The sequence below is a fragment of the Candidatus Paceibacterota bacterium genome (assembly GCA_036517255.1).
Lineage (GTDB): Bacteria > Patescibacteriota > Minisyncoccia > Phycocordibacterales > WO2-35-19 > DATDXE01.
Genome location: DATDXE010000015.1, coordinates 80,158 through 97,687, shown reverse-complemented (window position 1 = coordinate 97,687; position 17,530 = coordinate 80,158). Strand labels below are relative to the sequence as shown.

At 41.7% G+C, this 17,530-nt stretch carries 17 protein-coding genes and 1 pseudogene; 7 read left to right on the top strand and 11 right to left on the bottom strand.

The features are described from left to right. Positions 1-45: 45 nt before the first annotated feature. The 3 genes from VJH67_03210 to VJH67_03200 all read right to left on the bottom strand — a co-directional run bounded on the left by VJH67_03210 (position 46) and on the right by VJH67_03200 (position 2,219). Entirely contained in the window at positions 46-789 is a 744-nt protein-coding gene (locus VJH67_03210; GenBank protein ID HEY4516170.1) for a helix-turn-helix domain-containing protein, read from the bottom strand. 80 nt (positions 790-869) lie between these two features. Beyond that, positions 870-1,259 (bottom strand): type II toxin-antitoxin system PemK/MazF family toxin, encoded by a 390-nt coding sequence (locus tag VJH67_03205; protein ID HEY4516169.1) that lies wholly within the window; start codon positions 1,257-1,259, stop codon positions 870-872. Between the two features lie 102 nt (positions 1,260-1,361). Beyond that, positions 1,362-2,219 (bottom strand): integrase core domain-containing protein, encoded by an 858-nt coding sequence (locus tag VJH67_03200; GenBank protein HEY4516168.1) that lies wholly within the window; start codon positions 2,217-2,219, stop codon positions 1,362-1,364. A gap of 203 nt (positions 2,220-2,422) precedes the next feature. Here VJH67_03200 and VJH67_03195 point away from each other — a divergent pair, with 203 nt between their 5' ends. After that, the gene (locus tag VJH67_03195) at positions 2,423-2,635 is read left to right on the top strand and encodes a hypothetical protein (protein ID HEY4516167.1); all 213 of its coding nucleotides are present in this window, start codon (positions 2,423-2,425) and stop codon (positions 2,633-2,635) included. A 76-nt stretch (positions 2,636-2,711) separates the two neighbouring features. Here VJH67_03195 and rny read toward each other — a convergent pair whose 3' ends face one another. Together rny and clpP are read right to left on the bottom strand one after the other, a co-directional pair. Continuing rightward, positions 2,712-4,241 (bottom strand): ribonuclease Y, encoded by a 1,530-nt coding sequence (gene rny / locus VJH67_03190; GenBank protein HEY4516166.1) that lies wholly within the window; start codon positions 4,239-4,241, stop codon positions 2,712-2,714. A 193-nt stretch (positions 4,242-4,434) separates the two neighbouring features. Then, positions 4,435-5,016 carry an ATP-dependent Clp endopeptidase proteolytic subunit ClpP gene (gene clpP / locus VJH67_03185; protein HEY4516165.1) on the bottom strand — a complete coding sequence of 194 codons (582 nt, stop codon included), beginning with the start codon at positions 5,014-5,016 and terminating at the stop codon, positions 4,435-4,437. Between the two features lie 410 nt (positions 5,017-5,426). On the opposite strand from clpP, the gene VJH67_03180 reads away from it, so the two are divergent. Next, positions 5,427-6,137 carry an RsmE family RNA methyltransferase gene (locus tag VJH67_03180; GenBank protein HEY4516164.1) on the top strand — a complete coding sequence of 237 codons (711 nt, stop codon included), beginning with the start codon at positions 5,427-5,429 and terminating at the stop codon, positions 6,135-6,137. Here the strand turns inward: VJH67_03180 and VJH67_03175 are convergent. From VJH67_03175 to nusA, 5 genes are all read right to left on the bottom strand, one after another. Next, the gene (locus tag VJH67_03175) at positions 6,103-7,197 is read right to left on the bottom strand and encodes a trigger factor (protein HEY4516163.1); all 1,095 of its coding nucleotides are present in this window, start codon (positions 7,195-7,197) and stop codon (positions 6,103-6,105) included. The genes VJH67_03180 and VJH67_03175 overlap by 35 nt on opposite strands. A 14-nt stretch (positions 7,198-7,211) precedes the next feature. Next, complete coding sequence (locus VJH67_03170; protein HEY4516162.1) at positions 7,212-7,544, bottom strand: hypothetical protein; 333 nt, start codon at positions 7,542-7,544, stop codon at positions 7,212-7,214. Positions 7,545-7,618: 74 nt separating this feature from the next. Further along, positions 7,619-8,353, bottom strand: a complete 735-nt coding sequence (locus tag VJH67_03165) for a hypothetical protein (protein HEY4516161.1) — start codon at positions 8,351-8,353, stop codon at positions 7,619-7,621. Positions 8,354-8,440: 87 nt separating this feature from the next. Next, on the bottom strand, positions 8,441-8,965 hold the full coding sequence (locus VJH67_03160; protein HEY4516160.1) for an inorganic diphosphatase: 525 nt from the start codon (positions 8,963-8,965) through the stop codon (positions 8,441-8,443). A gap of 98 nt (positions 8,966-9,063) precedes the next feature. Then, on the bottom strand, positions 9,064-10,284 hold the full coding sequence (nusA, locus tag VJH67_03155) for a transcription termination factor NusA (protein HEY4516159.1): 1,221 nt from the start codon (positions 10,282-10,284) through the stop codon (positions 9,064-9,066). A gap of 118 nt (positions 10,285-10,402) precedes the next feature. Here nusA and VJH67_03150 point away from each other — a divergent pair, with 118 nt between their 5' ends. From VJH67_03150 to VJH67_03130, 5 genes are all read left to right on the top strand, one after another. Next, positions 10,403-12,163 (top strand): GspE/PulE family protein, encoded by a 1,761-nt coding sequence (locus VJH67_03150; protein HEY4516158.1) that lies wholly within the window; start codon positions 10,403-10,405, stop codon positions 12,161-12,163. Positions 12,164-12,218: 55 nt separating this feature from the next. Beyond that, positions 12,219-13,430: a type II secretion system F family protein gene (locus VJH67_03145; GenBank protein HEY4516157.1), complete on the top strand. Its 1,212-nt coding sequence runs from the start codon at positions 12,219-12,221 to the stop codon at positions 13,428-13,430. After that, entirely contained in the window at positions 13,417-15,219 is a 1,803-nt protein-coding gene (locus VJH67_03140; protein ID HEY4516156.1) for a prepilin-type N-terminal cleavage/methylation domain-containing protein, read from the top strand. The genes VJH67_03145 and VJH67_03140 overlap by 14 nt, the downstream gene beginning before the upstream one ends. A 22-nt stretch (positions 15,220-15,241) precedes the next feature. Then, positions 15,242-15,919, top strand: a complete 678-nt coding sequence (locus VJH67_03135; protein HEY4516155.1) for a type II secretion system protein — start codon at positions 15,242-15,244, stop codon at positions 15,917-15,919. Between the two features lie 133 nt (positions 15,920-16,052). Beyond that, on the top strand, positions 16,053-16,682 hold the full coding sequence (locus VJH67_03130; protein ID HEY4516154.1) for a hypothetical protein: 630 nt from the start codon (positions 16,053-16,055) through the stop codon (positions 16,680-16,682). Positions 16,683-17,116: 434 nt separating this feature from the next. Here the strand turns inward: VJH67_03130 and VJH67_03125 are convergent. Continuing rightward, positions 17,117-17,461 (bottom strand): annotated as a pseudogene (locus tag VJH67_03125) (four helix bundle protein). Positions 17,462-17,530 lie beyond the last annotated feature (69 nt).

Below are 17,530 nucleotides of genomic sequence, written 5' to 3'. Positions count from 1 at the left end.
ATCTATTGAATCCAATCTTTCTGTCGAACCGAGTCCATATATTTTTTAAATTTTATTCCAGATTAATTGAAGAATCATCTTTAGAGTCGATGCGAGAGGCTTGCTTGTAATGACAGTGCCGAATATCGGTTCTTCTAATGAGATTAGGGCGATGCTGTCATCCCAAATTAGTAGATCAGTGATGTTTTGTGAATATTCTTCGGGGAGGAATTTTATTTTATGCATCTCTCCTCGCACATTTTTTATCAAATTACTCGATTTTTCTGAATCGTGAGTCACTAAATCTTGAAATTCTATGTTGTTTTTCTTGCACTTACTTATATAGTTTTCAAAAAAGTTTTCATCTATTGAATCCAATCTTTCTGTCGAACCGAGTCCATATATTTTTTTCGCCTGGAGAGAAAATTCATAAATTTGTTTTACTTCTTGCCATCCATCATAAAATCTAAAAACCGGTTTATTTTTTTGGGTGATGTGTAGAGCTTCCAAGTCTGGAAGTAGCCTGTCAGTCACCTCAAGCTTTCTCTGGAGACTAAGTTTCAGGGACTCAGGAGTTCTGGCAATGTATGCCTTTCTTTTGCCTTTTAGTTGTTCGTCTACAACGCCTTTTTCCTTAAGTGAGCCTAAAATGTTATAGCAATTAGTTCGAGCAATATTAGTCCCTCTTGCTATGACTGGGGGAGTGGATATACCATTCTGTAACAGAAACAAATACACTTCACTTTCATTTTGCTTGAGACCAATCTCCCTAAGTTGCTTTACTATATTAGAATTTATTTCACTTGACATATATTTTGGTTTTGCTATACTTCTTGTACAAATGGCCTTCGGGCTTTGGCTCTTCGGAGCCAGGAAAATCAAAAAGGCGATCAGAGCAATTCTTTGATCGCCTTTTTGATTGTTTCTAAAGATTTTTTATCTGCGAATCCTATTTTGTCAGTCAACCTCTTGATGCTTACAAGTTTTACTTGAGAAATGATCGCTGCTCGATCTTCTTCTTCTGAACTTTTACATACAACATAGTATTTATTTTTCTTTAGCTTACTTGAGAGGGGGACAGCCCAGAATATAAATTGATTGAATTTCTTGATAATCAAAATAGGACGACTAAAGTTCTCTCCTTTTCCATCTTGCTCATCACCAATATTTACCCCTAACTTACACCACCAAATATCTCCTTCCCTAAAGTAGATTGGATTTTCTTCCGAATGGACCCTCTTTTTCTCTATATTCCAGCCATCAAAATCTTTTATAAACATAAATTTGTCATAAATATTTATATCATTAGTATAATGCTGTATAAAGTTTTCTCAAATAAGTAATATTAAAACAATAAAATATACGTAATCTAATCAATAGCTTCACACCACCTGTATGGGAATTAGGTAATTAATTCCTGCATGAACTCGTTCGTAATTGTAATACTTTAAATATTTTTTCAAAGCGATATTAATCAATCCGACAGTGTTTGGAACTTTGTCCAAACACTCTTCCTGAAGTGTGCGGTTAAATCTCTCGATGTGGGCATTGTCGTTAGGTTTACCGATCCTGGTGTATCGATGAGATTTTTGTATTCTCTCCACGAACCACTTGCCAAACTCTGGACCGTGATCGGACTGTAACATATTGAAATGAAAACTGGCTTCTTTTTGAGCTTCTGAAACAAAATCAATACTAGTTTTTGCATTCATACGCTCAAAAGCTTTTGCATATGTCCAACGAGAAAAGACATCGATCAGTACAAAAACGTACAATCTTTTCTTCTCACTCACCATCCGATGGATAGTATCGATCTGCACCAAATCGCCTGATTTAAGGGGATATGGGCGATCTTGGTGAGGGTGGTATCTCTTCCATGGAGATCTCTTTTTGATTAAATATTTTCTCTCCAGAGTTCTTTTAACTGAAGAAAGAGATACCATGACCCCGTCATTCAAAAGTTCTTTGTGTACTGCTTCCGCATATCGATTGTGTTCAAGTCTCTTGTTCACAATCTTTCTCACCACATTTTCTTTCAATTGTTTTGGATGTGATTTTGGTTTTGATGATCTCGTCGGTATTGGGTGATCTCCGATCACGTCTGCTCTTCTAACCCATTCCATGACCGCTGTATGGTGAAATCCAAGATATCTACCAACCTTCCTAGCACTCCAGCCTTTGTGAACTAGTCTTGCAGCCTCTCTTCTGATTAGAGGCATGTTCTTGTTGTTTGTATACATACTCTTGATGATATTCCACCAAGTGGTGCCAAGCTATTGAACCTATACGAATATATTGACAATATCTATTTTTTCGTGTATGATTATTCCAGAATATGAACATCAAAAAAATCTGCTACATTTTTCTAGGTCTTGTGTTATTTACCTTGGCCTCGATACTTCTTTTTACTGACTATTTTCCTAAACCGTAAGGAGAATCAACTATGAAACATGCGAGAAAAACAGATCAAGAAGTTTTAAGGCTGATATTTGGCGGTGATGATCCATTTGCCCAGTATCGTCTAAGAGAGGCTATGAAGAAGTCCACCAGGATCCTGGCTTTTAAACTTCGAGTTCGAATCGAAGAAGTGGAGAAGCGTGAAGCTAACGGTGAGTTAATGCAAATGATTGAAGAGGTTGCGATCAGGCGTATGTAGCGATTTTTGCGAGGAACTCCGGTTCCTCGCTCCATTTGAATACTGAATTCTAAAATTAAGTATTGAAATGGAGTAATTACCTCGCAAATTCGATAGTGCGGGATTCGCGGATGACTACTACTTTTATTTCTCCTGGATATTTTAGTTCGTTTTCAATGCGGACGGCGATATCGCGAGCTAAGTTTTTGGCTTCTAGGTCGGTCACATCATGTGGAGTGACGAATACTCTTACTTCGCGTCCAGCTTGCAGAGCGTACGACTTCTCTACTCCTTTGAATGAATTGGAAATAGCTTCGAGTTCTTGTAATCTCTTCAAATAATTTTCTACTGTATCGCGACGAGCTCCAGGGCGAGCTCCTGAAATAGCATCGGCCGCTTGCACCAAGTAAGATTCGAGAGTGGAGTAAGGATATTCACCATGATGGGCTTCCATAGCACGGATAATGCGTTCGTCGGCACCAAATTTTTGTAGAATTCTACGACCGATTTCGACATGAGTACCCGTGATTTCATGATCTACTGCTTTTCCTATGTCATGTAGCAATCCTCCGGCTTTGGCGATAGCCACGTCAGCTCCTATTTCTTGCGCTAGCATGCCGCAAATGTGCGACATCTCGATTGAATGTTGCAGTACATTCTGGCCATATGAAGTGCGGAAATGTAGTCGACCAAGAATAGCTATAATCCTTGGGTCAAGGTTAAACACACCGCACTCATAAGCCGCTTCCTCACCTTTCTGCTTCATTATTTTATTTATTTCCTGCTTAGCCTTTTCTACCATCTCTTCTATTTTTGCAGGCTGGATTCTTCCATCTTGGATTAAATATTCGAGAGCCACTCGAGCTACTTGTCTGCGCACAGGATCAAAAGAGGAAAGAGTAATAGAACCCGGAGTATCGTCGACGATTACTTCTACTCCCGACACTCTTTCAAAAGCTTTGATATTCCTACCTTCTTTTCCTATAATCTTGCCCTTTATTTCATCCGAAGGAATAGGGACATTAGTTGCAAATATGTCCGATGATACCGAGTTGGCCAAACGGTGGATTGAAGTCGTCAGTATTTCCTTCGCTTTATTTTCGATTTTCTCTGCTCCCTGGTTTTCCAGTTTTTGCATACGTACAACTACATCTTCCTCAAATTTTCTTTCCACTTCTCTCAAAAGTACTTGTTTTGCATCTTCTTCTGATAGGCTAGATGCCTTTTGCAAAGCTTCGTACTTTTGTTTTTCCAAACTCTCTGCCTTTTCTTTGATAGCTTTAATTTCCGAAACTTTTTCTTTGATCTGTTCTACTTCTTTATCGATATCTACCTGTCTCTTGTCTAGAAATTCTTCTTTTTTAATCAATCTATCTTCAGTTTTTTTTATTTTTTCTTCTTTTTCTTTGGTCTCTGCTCGTACTAATTGTAATTCTGCTTGAGCTTTCTTTTCCGCTTCTTCCAATATTTTGGTCGCTTCTTCTCGAGCATTCAGCTCAAGCTGTTTCATACGCACTTCCATTGAACCTCTCTGGCCTAAAGAAATGATCCATCGTAGGAAATAACCGAAAGCGACACCGAGTACAGCGGCGAAACTGGCAATGAGGACTACTAATTTTAATGACATGTTGGGATCTTACGATCCCGTTTTTCTAGATTGGGCGATTTACTACTTCGGTAATATTCTGATTTAGCTTGGAAAACATAGGTTTTTGTTACTTTTTGTTATTTCGGTGTTCTATCGCTTGGTCGGTCTAAACGGGATTGTGAATTTAAAATGGTAATAAAACCATTCTACATCCACTATTGTATTTTGTCTATTAGCTCAATATTTTATCTATAATTCCGTATTTTTTAGCTTCTTCCGCTGACATGAAGTAATCACGATCGACATCTTTTTCTATACGATCCATTGATTGACCGGTATTTTTTACCAAAATCTTATTTAAGATTTCTCTAGATTTTAGGATATGTTTGGCGCTTATTTCTATGTCTGAAGCTTGACCCTCGACCCCACTTACATGAGGCTGGTGGATCATTATGTCTGAATTGGGTAAAGCAAATCTTTTGCCTTTGGTGCCGGCAGATAGTATTACTGATCCCATAGAAGCAGCCATACCTACGCATATTGTCTGGATGTCTGGTTTTACGTAGTTCATCGTGTCTATAATAGCCAAACCAGAATGGATGTTTCCTCCAGGGGAATTAACGTAAAGAGAGATATCTTTTTTAGGATCTTCCGATTGTAGGAATAGGAGTTGGGCGATGACCAAGTTTGCTACGGTGTCGTCTATCGGGCCACCGATGAAAATGATGCGTTCTTTCAATAGACGAGAGTAAATATCGTAAGCTCTTTCTCCTTGGGGACTTTTTTCTATCACTGTCGGTACTAGGTATGACATATTTTTGTATTTCTTTAAATTTTTGAGAATTAGGAGGCTAGTATAACACAAAATATTTGAATTTGAATAGAGTATTGACATATTTAGCTTTATGTGTATAATGGTGCGCAGGAGGCATTCCAACTATGGATGTCATGAAGATGCTGGCGGACCTTCGCCAGGAACGCGAGCAAATCGAAGAGGCCATCTTGACCCTGGAGCGCTTAGCTCGGGGCCGGGGTCGCCGTCGCGGGCGCCCGCCCGCGTGGATGAGCGAGCTCAAGCGCCGGGGCCGTCCGCCCGGCAACAAAAACAACAAGGTAAAGGAGTTGTCCGCGGCAGCCTAACGGTTTGTCGCGATCAGCTTCGAAAGCGCTACGGGGGTTCGTCCCTCCGTGGCGCTTAGTCTTTTTATGGCATAGTATGAATATATGAGGTTACACAGATTTTATATAGATAAAAAAATAGAAGGGAAGGAGGTCTTTGTTAAAGAAGAACGACTTTTAAATCAGTGGCGTAAAGTTTTTCGTTACAAAACAGGGGATAGGGTAATTTTGTTTGATGGATCAGGAATGGAATTTATTGGAGAGTTAAAAGATTTAAAAAAGGAAGAAGTAAAAATAGAAATCCTAGAAGAGCGGGAAGGGATTTTGCCAAAGAAGATCGGGAGAGAAATTATTCTTTGTCAGTCGCTAATAAAGAAAGATAAAATGGAGTGGGTGGTGGAAAAGGCGACAGAGCTAGGAGTTTCCAAAATTGTGCCCATTATTTCTGATCGAAGTGAAAAGAAAGGTTTTAATATAGAACGTGCTCGGAAAATTGCGGTGGAGGCTAGTGAGCAGTGTGGTCGGGCCGATGTGCCGGAAATTAGAGAGGTAGAGAATTTAGAAGCTAGTATCAAGAATTACAGTAGCGCAGTTGTCTTCGATTCTTCTGGCATAACCAAGGGTGACCCTTGGCCCGAACCCTCTGGCCAAAGGTCACCCTTGGTTATTTTTATCGGGCCAGAAGGAGGTTGGACTAGCAAAGAAATTGAAAGATTTAAAAAAGAAAAGATGGAAATATTTAGTTTGGGAAATTTGATTCTAAGAGCCGAGACGGCGGCTATTACTGCTCTAGCAACTTTAATACTTCGCGATTGAGGAGTTGGGTAGCGATATAGATGCGAGCGCTTTCTTCCGAGGCTCCTGGATAATGTTCGAGAATTTGTTTTACTTCGTGTTCTAGTATTTCTTTGTTTGGTGCCAGCTTTTCTTCCTCAGCTATCTTATTAAATATAAGTTGTATCTTAGCTTTTTTGTTTGCTCCCTCTCTTAGATCGGCACGCAAATCCTCTTCCTTCTTTTTAGTTTCCTTAAGGTAATCTTCAAAATTTGCTCCTGCTCTTGCTACGTCATCTTTCATTTGAGCTAGTGACTTTTCTACTTCACTTTCAATCAAAATATCGGGTAACTCCATATCAACGGTCTTCACCAAAGCATCCATAATCAGGGCCCTTTTCTTTTCGATTTCTCTATACTTTTTTTCTTCTATAATATTTTCTTTCACTTTCTCTTTCATCTGCTCTACTGATTCAAACTTACCTACTTGCTTCGCAAATTCATCATTAAACTCTGGCAGATTTTCTTCTTTCTCAAAATCTGGGTGATCGTGTACAAGATTGTCTTGCTTGTCCCGCGTAGCTCGACTGAAAGGAGATGCGGAGTGGGACCAATCATAATGAGCTTTATTTTTTCTTATCTGTGTTACTACATCGTTTATTTCTTTTTCTGTTGCCTCAATCTTTACTTCTTTACTTTTTTCCTTTTCTCTAATGTCTTTAGTTACTTTCTTATAATCCCCCAATTCAAAAATAGGTAATACTGCAGTAGTAATAGTAAATTCGAGCGGATTGTGGGTGGCGAGTTTGGTTATGGAAACTTTAGGCCTACCGATTGAGTCAATTTTTTGGTCAACCAATATTTTCGGATAGAATTCCGAAAGCAGTATTTCAGCTGCTTCTTCTAATATATTTCCTTCCCCGATTTTTTCTACCACTACCTTCTCCGGAACATGGCCTTTACGGAAGCCTGCGATATTGATTCTTTCGGAAAGTTTCTTCAGAGCCTTTTTCCTAGCACCTTCAAGAAGGGGAGCCTCTATGCTCCCCTTCAGTTCCATCTCCGATTTCGGTAGTTTCTTTACTTCTACTTTGTATGACATTGAGACCTACAGTACTACATATTAGTTTCCGATTCAATTGCCGCCGCTCCTTGGTCGAGAGAGTCTATCGAAGTGGCGTTTAAGTCAGCTTCTATTGAGTCTAGGTCGTCAGTGTTACCTTGGGCTTCGAGTGATGTTGTTACGTTATCACTTTCTTCTGTCGTCTCGGAATCTGTTGGCAATGTTCGCGAACGATTCATTTGCTGATTTAGGAAATATAAGCCTCCCACTATGATAATAAGTAGTATGACTATAACGGCTATAAGAGGCCCAGAGGATTTTTTTTCTGGCGCAAAGCTACTTATTGGATTTGGGGATACTGGTGGCTGTGGGTTGAATGTGTCCATTTTATTTTTTAATTTATAATCCTGCCCGACTTTGTCATTCGCCCGTGCCGGTATGGACGGGGTTCAGGCGGGTTTTAATTTTCACTTCTATTTTCTCCGGGTTTGAGATTTTTGATCACTTCTACCAGAGCTTCATGGGCAGAACGGATATTTTCTTTAGCTTTTGCTACTGCCTCTTTTACTTCAGCATAACCTGCTCTTAATTCTTCTGTCGCTCCACTATCCACAGCTTCAAACTCTCGCACTTCGGTTTTTATTGCTTCGATACTCGTTTTAGCCGTCTCTAGCTTGTTTTTTGCAGTGGCAAGGAGGGCTTTTGCTTCTGCTGTGTCTATTCCTTCCTCCTCCATTTTAACTATTCTCGAATCTATCCTATCTGTTATTTTTTCAAGTCTTTCTGTAGCCGCTTCAAACCTTCTCACCATCTTTGTTACGAAGTTCGAAAGCCTTTCTTTCAAGTTTTCTACTACCGCTTCTTTTGCTTCTGTTCTTTTTATTTCCAAATCTGTTCTCACTTCTCCCTTACGTGCTTCTATTTCTGCTTTTAGGGCTTCTCTTTTTGCTTCGATTTGATCTTTCAATGCCTCCTGTTTGTCTTTAGCTTCTTCTCTTAAGGCTTCAGTTTGAGCTTTAGCTTTAGCTTTTATTTCGTCCAACCTGTCGCGGATACTTTCTTTAACTTCAGTACTAGTACCATTGTTTATTTCTAATGCTATTTCCCCATGTGCTGAGGCTACTCCTGATAGGAGTAAGCTTGATATCATCGTGAGTGCGATGACCTTTTTCTTATTACTTATTTTAACCATCATAGTCTTTAATATTTTACGTGTAATCAGCCTCGTCAGTATAGACCCTATTATATCATAAGCTCAAATCGAGACTAATTTGTAAGGCGATTACTTAGCGTATTTTTCTTGGTAGAGTTTCTTGCCTTCTTCGAAAGCTTGCTCCGCTGCTTCTCGAGGTTTAAAGCCAGTCACTTCCACTACTTTGTCTTGGAGTTTTTTGTATGTAGAGTAGAAATGCTCTATCTCTTTCAGAGTGTGTTTATTTATATCTGCCAGATCCTTCACATCGCTCCAACGAGGGTCATCTATAGGCACGGCTATTATTTTGTCATCACCTTCTCCAGAATCGATCATGTTCATGATAGCGATCGGGCGCACTTTTACTAATATGCCAGGGAGGAGAGGGTAGGTAGTGAGTACCACAACATCAAGTGGGTCATTATCGTGCCAAAGTGTTTGGGGTACGAAACCGTAGTCAAAGGGAAAGTCCTGCGCCGTATGCGCCACTCTGTCGAGAGCGATAAGGCCTGTTTCTTTATCTACCTCATATTTATTTTTCGAGCCTTTATTGATCTCGATAATAGTATTTATTTTATCTTTTTCTCCCGCTTTTATATCGTGCCACAAATTCATTTGAGTTTAAGAATTAAGAATAATGCATTAAGGATATCACTTTTTCTGTATTCCCTCCCCTGTTAAGGGGAGGTCGAGGCAATGCGAGAGGTGGGGTGTTATTCAGTCACCAACTCCGGATTTATATCGCCTTCGTGGGTTGGGGCTGTTTCTGCTGGTTTAGTTTGGGTTTCAGCGACAGGAGCTACTTCAGCCGCCAACTCTTCTCCCTGGACTGACTTGATATCGATTCTCCAACCGGTGAGCTTCGCAGCGAGGCGCACATTTTGGCCACCTTTGCCGATAGCGAGAGACTGTTGATCTTCAGAAACGGTAACAGTAGCCTGTTTATTTTCAGTATCAATTTCCACTTCTATCACTTTTGCAGGAGAGAGAGCGTCCTCAATGAAAGTTTTTGGATCCTCTGACCATTCTATAATATCTATCTTCTCTCCACCTAGTTCGCTTGTTACTGTAGCTACTCTCACTCCTCTCTGGCCTACCAAGGAGCCTACCGGGTCGATGTGTGAATCATTCGAAAATACTGCTACTTTTGAGCGACTGCCCGCTTCACGTGCGACAGCTTTTACTTCCACTGCACCATTTGCTAGTTCTGGGGCTTCTACTTCAAAAAGTTTTACTAGGAAGCGTGGATGGGAGCGAGAAAGACGGAGCACCACTCCTTTTGGTCCATCTTCCACTCTATATAAGTATCCGCGGACTCTTTCTCCTTGGCTGTAACGTTCGCCTGGGATTTGCTCCTCATAAGGCAAAATACCGGTAGCTCTGCCGACATCGACAAAAATAGTACCTCGTTCGATACGTTGAACGGAGCCGTTTACGATATCGCCTTCTTTTTGGCCGAATTCAGCTAGTACTCCCTGTCTCTCAGCCTCACGTATTTTTTGCATAATTACCTGTTTGGCAGTTTGGGAAGCAATACGACCGTAGTCACCCTTGCTTTCTATAGGAAAAATTATCTCCTCTCCGAGCTTTGCGTCTTTCTTTATTCTGCGAGCGTCATCTATCATGATGTGTTTTTCTGGGTTGAAGAGCTCTCTTTCGTCGTTAGTTTCTTCGGCGCTTTCGATAGCCGCTTCGTACGACTCTCTATCGAGGAATACATTTGATCCATCGACTACGATTTTGGCTTGCGACATTTCTACTCCTCCACTGTTCAAATCAAAAGTGGCGCGAATTATTTGTCCGCGTTTGCCGTATTCTTTTTTGTAGGCAGTAGCAAGCGAAGCCTCTATCGCTTCAAGCACTTTTTCTTTTGGTATACCTCTTTCTTCCTCTAGCTCTCCTAATACAGAATTTATTACTTTTAGATCAAACATGTTATTCCAATTATTTCTAAAGAAATTGCCCGCCTCTCGGCGAGCTGATTTCCAGTATTAGAGTCATTATATACAAACCAATATCAAAGTCAAATTCTCTGTTATAATTATTCTTAATATGCACGTTGAAGAAAAACAGTTGAAAGAATTTATTGTTGATTCGGGACTTATTCCTTTGCCTGAAATTGAAGAAGCGGAAGAAGAAGCGAAGAAGAATAAAAAATCGATTGGCGATATCCTTATTGCTCGAGGCAAAATAAACGATGATGATTTGCGTCGCATGCAAGCTTATATCCTCGGTATCCCTTTCGTAAATTTGAAGGGCCAAAAAATAGAGCACGAAGTACTCTCTCTTATTCCTGAGCCGATTGCTCGCAAGCACAACATCGTTGCTTTTAAGAAAAATGAAAATGCTTTGGAAGTGGCTATGCTCGATACTGAAGATTTACAAGCAGTTAGCTCCATTACTAAAAAAGTGGGGGTGAAAATATTGCCTCGACTCACTGATTCGGAGAGTATGCGCTCCGTCCTTATTCAATACCAGAAAAATTTGAAGGATGAGTTTGGCGATATTATCCAAATGGAATCAGCCGGCCTCAAAACTATCGTTGAGGATGCCGCTCTGGTGGGACAGGAAAAGGAAGGTGATTTGAAAAAGCAGGCAGAGGAACTGCCCATTGTCCGTATTGTCGACACTCTTTTAAAACACGCCATCATTCAGGATGCTTCCGATATCCATGTCGAGCCTATGGATAGCCAGCTTTTGGTGCGTTATCGCATTGATGGCCTTCTACACGACGCCATGGTCCTACCTAAGAATGTGGCCTCACCTCTTACTGCTCGTATCAAAGTTTTGTCCAATCTCAAACTCGATGAAAAAAGATTACCTCAAGATGGCCGTTTTAAAATAGACATGAATGGCGAGAAAGTTTCTTTCCGTGTTTCCACTCTACCGATCTATTATGGGGAGAAGGTGGTCATGCGTCTTTTGCGCGAGAGCGCTTCTGGGTTTACCTTGGAGTCCCTCGGTTTCCATGGCTCTGGCCTCGATGCCCTCCACAAAGCTTTGCAGCATACTACCGGTATGATACTGACGACAGGTCCTACAGGAAGCGGTAAATCGACTACTCTCTACACTATGCTCGATATTTTGAATCAGCCCGATGTCAACATTTCGACCGTGGAGGATCCGATCGAATACCAGATGAAGCGTATCAATCAAACTCAGGTAAAACCGGAGATAGGCCTTACCTTTGCTACCGGTTTGCGTAGCCTAGTGCGTCAGGATCCCGATATAATAATGGTGGGTGAAATCCGCGATACCGAAACAGCTTCGCTAGCTATCAATGCTTCACTTACTGGCCATTTAGTACTTTCTACTTTGCATACCAATAGTGCTGCCGGTGCCATTCCTCGACTGGTCGATATGAAAATAGAACCTTTCCTCCTAGTTTCCACTCTCGACGTTATCATCGCTCAGAGGTTGGTGCGACAACTCTCCGCGAATAAAGAAAAATATAAACTCACTAAAGCTGAAATAGAGTCCATCGGGAAGTTGGTCAATATGGATAAGGTGCTCGAATGTTTGCGCGAGGAAAAAATAATAGGTAAGAAGGATGCTTGGGATGATGTTTATTTCTATCGCCCCCCGAAAACATTGAAGGATAAAGAGGAGGGTTATCACAGTCGGCTCGGTATCCACGAAGTCTTAAATGTTTCGACTGCAGTGAAGGATTTGATCGTGAAAGGGGCCGCGAGCGAGGAAATAGAATCACAAGCTCGCAAGGAAGGTATGCTTACCATGCTCGAGGATGGTGTTTTCAAAGCGGCCCAAGGCCTTACTACAATCGAAGAAGTACTGAGAGTTGTCTCCGAATGATTTGTTGTTTTTAATATTTCCATCTTTCCTTATTTAAATCTTTTAATTAATCATAATGCCTATCTATAAATACAAAGCGGTAAAGAATGGCGAGGAGTACGAAGGCAAGAAAGAAGTTGCCGATAAAACTGTTTTGTATGGAGAAGTAAAAAGGGAAGGAGGAACGATTGTTTCGGTAAAGGAGGAGAAGCAAAAGAGTGGGATAAACTTCAGTATGAAGCTTACGAGCGGAGTGAAGGCTGATGAGAAAATTTCTTTTGCCAAAAATCTAGCTACCATGCTCGAAGCCGGCATTTCCTTGAGTCGGGCGTTTACTATTGTCGCTAAGCAAAGCAAAAATAAGAATCTGTTAGCTATCCTAGAGTCTTTACACGCTTCGATTGATCAAGGCAAAGCTTTTTCTGAAGCTATGAAAGAGCATAGAAATGTTTTCTCCGACCTCTTTATCATGATGGTCAAAGCGGGAGAGGAATCGGGTAAAATCGTCGAATCCCTTCGCATTGTCGCTGATCAAATGGATAGGTCGAACAAACTAACCAAGAAAATAAAGGGAGCCATGATATATCCCACGATCGTGGTCATCGTCATGATTGTTCTAGGTATCGTACTTATGGTTTATATGGTGCCGACTCTGACCGAAACATTCCGTGGCCTTGGCATCGATTTACCTCTTCCTACTCGCATTATTATTGCTATCAGCGATTTCATGCGAGCTAACCTCATTTTGATAATTGCGGCCATGATAGCTTTTGTGGTGGGAGTCATTTACTTCTTCCGCACTCCTAAAGGTAAAAGAGTGGCTGACTTTGTCGTCCTCCATGCTCCTCTTATCTCACCTATTACTAAAGAAGTAAATTCTGCTCGTACTGCCCGTACTCTTTCTTCGCTTGTTTCTTCCGGAGTCAGTATCGTGGCAGCGATCGAAGTGACGCGCGATGTATTGCAAAATAGTTTTTATAAAGAAGTGCTTGAAAAAGCTGGCGAGACTATTCAAAAAGGAGGTGCCATTTCAGGCGTATTTTCCGAAGCCAAAGGTTTGTATCCTGTTTATGTCGGTGAAATGACGGCGGTAGGTGAGGAAACGGGGGAGCTTTCAAAAATGCTCGAAAATATTGCCGACTTCTATGAGGATGAAGTTGATCAACGCACTAAGGATCTCTCTACTATTATCGAGCCTATACTCATGATTTTAATTGGCCTGGGTGTCGGAGTCTTCGCTATATCGATGCTCCTACCTACTTACTCATTAGTTGATGTCATCCAATAAAATAAAAAAAGGTTTTACTTTGGTAGAAATGCTCGTAGGGGCGGCAGTGTTTGCGGTCATTGCCCTTTCTGTTTTTCACGGGTATGCATCATTTATGCAGCTTGTGGGAGCAGGCAAATTTAAAATAATGGCGACTGATGTGGCCAACAGCGAATTTGAACTAATTCGCAACATGCCATATTCGAGTGTCGGCCTAGTAGGGGGTATCCCTTCTGGAATCTTGCTCGCTACCACGACAGCTGTACGTGATAATTATACTTTCCAAATTACTCGCACTATTCGTAATACTGACGATCCATACGATGGCCAAATAGGTGGTTCGCCAAATGATTTGTCACCAGCTGATTATAAAATGGTCCAAATAGAAGTAGCTTGTGCTAGTTGTAAAAATTTTCAACCGATGTCGATTGTCGGTCGAGTGGCGCCTAAAAATTTGGAAACTGCTTCCACAAACGGGGCTCTTTTTATAAAAGTTTTTGATGCTAACGGAGTGCCGGTACAAGGAGCCAGTGTTTCTCTTACCAAGTCTACGACTCCGACTGTTTCCATAAATGATGTTACTGACGCAAGCGGTCTTCTCGCTATTGTTGATGCTCCTCCTGGGGTCAATGCTTACAGAATTTCAGCTACTAAATCAGGTTATACGACTGATAGAACCTATGCCACTTCTTCTGGTAACCCCAACCCGACCAAGCCTGACGCCACAGTCATCATTCAGCAGGTCACTCAAATTTCTTTTGTTATCGACAAAGTGAGTACTATAAATATTTCTTCCAAAAATATGCAATGTCTGCCTATAGCAAGCGTACCGTTCTTACTTACTGGAGGAAAACTTATAGGGACGGATCCCGATGTTCTGAAGTTTACTGGTAATTACAGCACCGATTCATCTGGAATAAAAACACTGAATAATATTGAATGGGATACATTTAATCTTTCGATCACTGGAGGAGGATTCAATCTTGCAGGAGTAAATCCTCCTTCTCCCTTTGCTGTCCTTCCTGATGCGGTTCAAAACATCGACATAGTACTCGCCGAAGGGGAACCAAATAATTTACTTGTTACTGTTAAAGACAGTGCTACTAGTTTGCCTCTTTCTGAAGTCGAGCTTACTCTTACTCAAGGGAGTTTCTCGGCAGACAAAGTTACAGGTCGCGGTTATTTGGAACAAACCGATTGGTCGGGTGGAGCTGGTCAAAGCAATTTTGCGGATGAATCTAGATACTGGAGCGATGATGGCAATATTGATACTTCTTCTCCTGCCGGAGAGCTTAAACTTATAAAAAATTTGGGGCATTATGTTTTCTCTGGCATTCTCACCTCCTCGATATTTGATACTGGCACCTCTTCAAATTTCAGTAATATCGTTTGGAGCCCGACTGATCAGCCGCCCCAATCTGGCTCGGACAGTGTCAAATTACAGTTTGCTACTGCTTTGGAAAATACAGCAGAAACTGTGTGGACCTACCTTGGCTCTGATGGGACTGCCGGCACTTTTTATACTACCTCAAACAATAATATAAACGCAGTTCATAGTGGCGACAGATATTTTAGGTACAAAATATTTTTAAGTACTTTGGTTGATAATAAAACTCCAAATGTTGCCAGCGTCGCCGCTACCTATACTTCCGACTGTATTCCTCCCGGCCAGGCTCTTTTCTCGGCCCTTTCGTCTGGCAATCACGATCTCCTCCTGGAAAAAAGTGGCTACCAAACTCAAACTTTTCCCGTAAATATCATCACCAACGACGACTGGCAAAGCATCGAAGCTAGTATGCTTCCGGAATAAAAATTAAAACATTGAAAATTGAATGAAAATTACAAATTACAAACCAGCCCGACGAAGTCATCCGCCCGTGCCGGTACGGACGGGTTCTGGCGGGTTAAAAATTAACCGAGGTTTCACTTTGTTGGAAATGGTCATTTCCATTGCCATATTTGGGGCGATATCGGTAGTGATTTGGGGCTTTGGTAGAAATATTTTCTTTTTTAATTCCGACCTAAACAGCTCTTTGAGTTTACAGTTCGATGCTAGGCAGGTTTTGAGGAAGGTGGTGGCCGAACTTCGAAGTACCTCACCTTCTTCTCTTGGCGCCTACGCCATTTCTTCTGCTTCTACTTCCACTATTACTTTTTTTAGCGACATCGATGACGATTTTTTGAAAGAACAGGTGAGGTACTTCATGCAGGGCAAAGAATTAAGGCGGGGAGTAGTCAAGCCTTCTGGTTCACCCCTTACCTATAACCAATCAAATGAAACTATAAGTATCGTAGCGCGCGATATTATAAATGGTACTTCGACTCCGATTTTTTACTATTACAACAACACATATACCGGCACATCAAGCCCGCTTACTCTACCTATAAATGTGCTCTCGGTCCGCCTAGTCAAGATAACTCTTATTATCGATAAGGACACAACCCGTCCTCCCTCTGCTGTTACCATCACCACCCAAGTCATGCTCCGCAATTTGAAGGATAATTTATAAAACCTTTATTTTCAGGGCTATTTACTGCTTTATATTGACATAGAACTCATTTGGGTGTATAATAGAAGACAGACTGCAGGTGGCCATAGGCCTTAATATCCCAAACCTGCATATTCATTGAAAGGATGACGCCATGAGCATTAAGACCGTGACCCCATCTGCTGTCGCCGCAGTTGTTGAAATCACTGATGGGCAGATCGATAAGGCGGGAGAACTTTTTCGTTCGATCCTCAAGCGGTATCGTGCGGAACTTCCGACTGAGGCTGTTCAACAAGTGCTCGGCAGCAACGAAGTCTGGCCGGAACTTCTGACAGTTTTCCGCCGACGTGTCGACGCGCTCAGTAAAATGATCGTCCGCCGCGTCAAGGTGGACCGCACCCGCACCTACCAACAGGCGATCGATGCCACGGGACGGACGCAGTATATCAACGCTGACGTGCTCGCTACGATGCCTAAAGGTGAGGGGGAAGAGAAGGATGTTTTTTTCTTCGATCTCGACTACGACCCTTCTGCAAAGCAGTTGGCTGAGGAGTACGAGCTACGTGGACTCGTTTCCGATCCCATCGCCCAGGCTGCTGTGAATGAAGCCGATCCCAAATTCGCTGACGACCGTCCCAACGGTTGCCAGTGGAATTTGCAGGAAAACGGCACTGCTTCATTCGCCACGTTCCGTCGGTGGTACGACGGTGGGCGTAGTGTGGACGTCGACCGCGGCGACTATCTGTGGTTTCGCTGCTACCGCTTCGGTGGCGTGTGCAAGTAAGTACTAAGAACTTAGGTCGTTTAGATCTTTTAGATCCTTCGACCTTTGTCCTCGGGCCCCCAGAAAATGGGGGCCTTTTTGTATGTTAAAATTAAAAAGGTAGTAGGTGAATATGCGGGAGTGAAATCTTATCATTCTTGCTACCGAATCCAGTATCCATATATCGAGAATATTTTTGACTAAGGTTCGAGATAGGGTGATGTATGTAGACACTTCAATAAAAAATGAAGATACTTGGTGTGAGATTTTAAGGCATTCTAAATGTCGAAAACAACTTAGCCCTGAGAGCATTCAAGGGGTGATAACACAGACGACTTCTCGCACAAATTCGCCACGTTCAATCGGTGGAACGACGGTAAGCGTAATGTGAACGTCAACCGCAACGACAATCAGTGGCATCGCCGCTACCGCTTCGGTGGCGTGCGCAACTCTCTTTATTTCTCTCCCGCGTTTGTGGGAGAGTTTTGTTTTATCAGCTGTCCACTCCATCCTCCAAGCATTTTTCCTATCTCATCCATTTTCTCTGACAGGGCGATATATTTCTTGTTATCGATTGATTTGGTTTCCCATAAAACCATCATTAGAATCTTGAGGGTATCTGTTTTCCTTATCGCCAGTCGTACCCACGGATGTTTTTCTTCTCTCGAAAGAAAACTAGCTACTGCGATACTTTCTATTATCTCTACAAATAAATTATCTATTCTTACACCTAGCGAATATCTGTGCGTTTTTGTTAAAGTTTGATAATAGTTATACCAAATAACATAAATTTCTTTGGCCTTGCGTAGTAACGGTAAAAGGTTTTGCGATGTGTGTGCTGCGGGGGGGGGGCATCGTAGAAGTTATTT

Bases quoted from the DNA above. Each gene is read 5' to 3' on its own strand.
- nusA (HEY4516159.1), bottom strand. From the start codon at position 10,284: ATGTTTGATCTAAAAGTAATAAATTCTGTATTAGGAGAGCTAGAGGAA.
- VJH67_03210 (HEY4516170.1), bottom strand. From the start codon at position 789: ATGTCAAGTGAAATAAATTCTAATATAGTAAAGCAACTTAGGGAGATT.
- clpP (HEY4516165.1), bottom strand. From the start codon at position 5,016: ATGTCATACCTAGTACCGACAGTGATAGAAAAAAGTCCCCAAGGAGAA.
- VJH67_03175 (HEY4516163.1), bottom strand. From the start codon at position 7,197: ATGTCATACAAAGTAGAAGTAAAGAAACTACCGAAATCGGAGATGGAA.
- rny (HEY4516166.1), bottom strand. From the start codon at position 4,241: ATGTCATTAAAATTAGTAGTCCTCATTGCCAGTTTCGCCGCTGTACTC.
- VJH67_03130 (HEY4516154.1), top strand. From the start codon at position 16,053: ATGAGCATTAAGACCGTGACCCCATCTGCTGTCGCCGCAGTTGTTGAA.
- VJH67_03160 (HEY4516160.1), bottom strand. From the start codon at position 8,965: ATGAATTTGTGGCACGATATAAAAGCGGGAGAAAAAGATAAAATAAAT.
- VJH67_03195 (HEY4516167.1), top strand. From the start codon at position 2,423: ATGAAACATGCGAGAAAAACAGATCAAGAAGTTTTAAGGCTGATATTT.
- VJH67_03205 (HEY4516169.1), bottom strand. From the start codon at position 1,259: ATGTTTATAAAAGATTTTGATGGCTGGAATATAGAGAAAAAGAGGGTC.
- VJH67_03135 (HEY4516155.1), top strand. From the start codon at position 15,242: ATGAAAATTACAAATTACAAACCAGCCCGACGAAGTCATCCGCCCGTG.
- VJH67_03150 (HEY4516158.1), top strand. From the start codon at position 10,403: ATGCACGTTGAAGAAAAACAGTTGAAAGAATTTATTGTTGATTCGGGA.
- VJH67_03170 (HEY4516162.1), bottom strand. From the start codon at position 7,544: ATGGACACATTCAACCCACAGCCACCAGTATCCCCAAATCCAATAAGT.
- VJH67_03200 (HEY4516168.1), bottom strand. From the start codon at position 2,219: ATGTATACAAACAACAAGAACATGCCTCTAATCAGAAGAGAGGCTGCA.
- VJH67_03140 (HEY4516156.1), top strand. From the start codon at position 13,417: ATGTCATCCAATAAAATAAAAAAAGGTTTTACTTTGGTAGAAATGCTC.
- VJH67_03145 (HEY4516157.1), top strand. From the start codon at position 12,219: ATGCCTATCTATAAATACAAAGCGGTAAAGAATGGCGAGGAGTACGAA.
- VJH67_03180 (HEY4516164.1), top strand. From the start codon at position 5,427: ATGAGGTTACACAGATTTTATATAGATAAAAAAATAGAAGGGAAGGAG.
- VJH67_03165 (HEY4516161.1), bottom strand. From the start codon at position 8,353: ATGATGGTTAAAATAAGTAATAAGAAAAAGGTCATCGCACTCACGATG.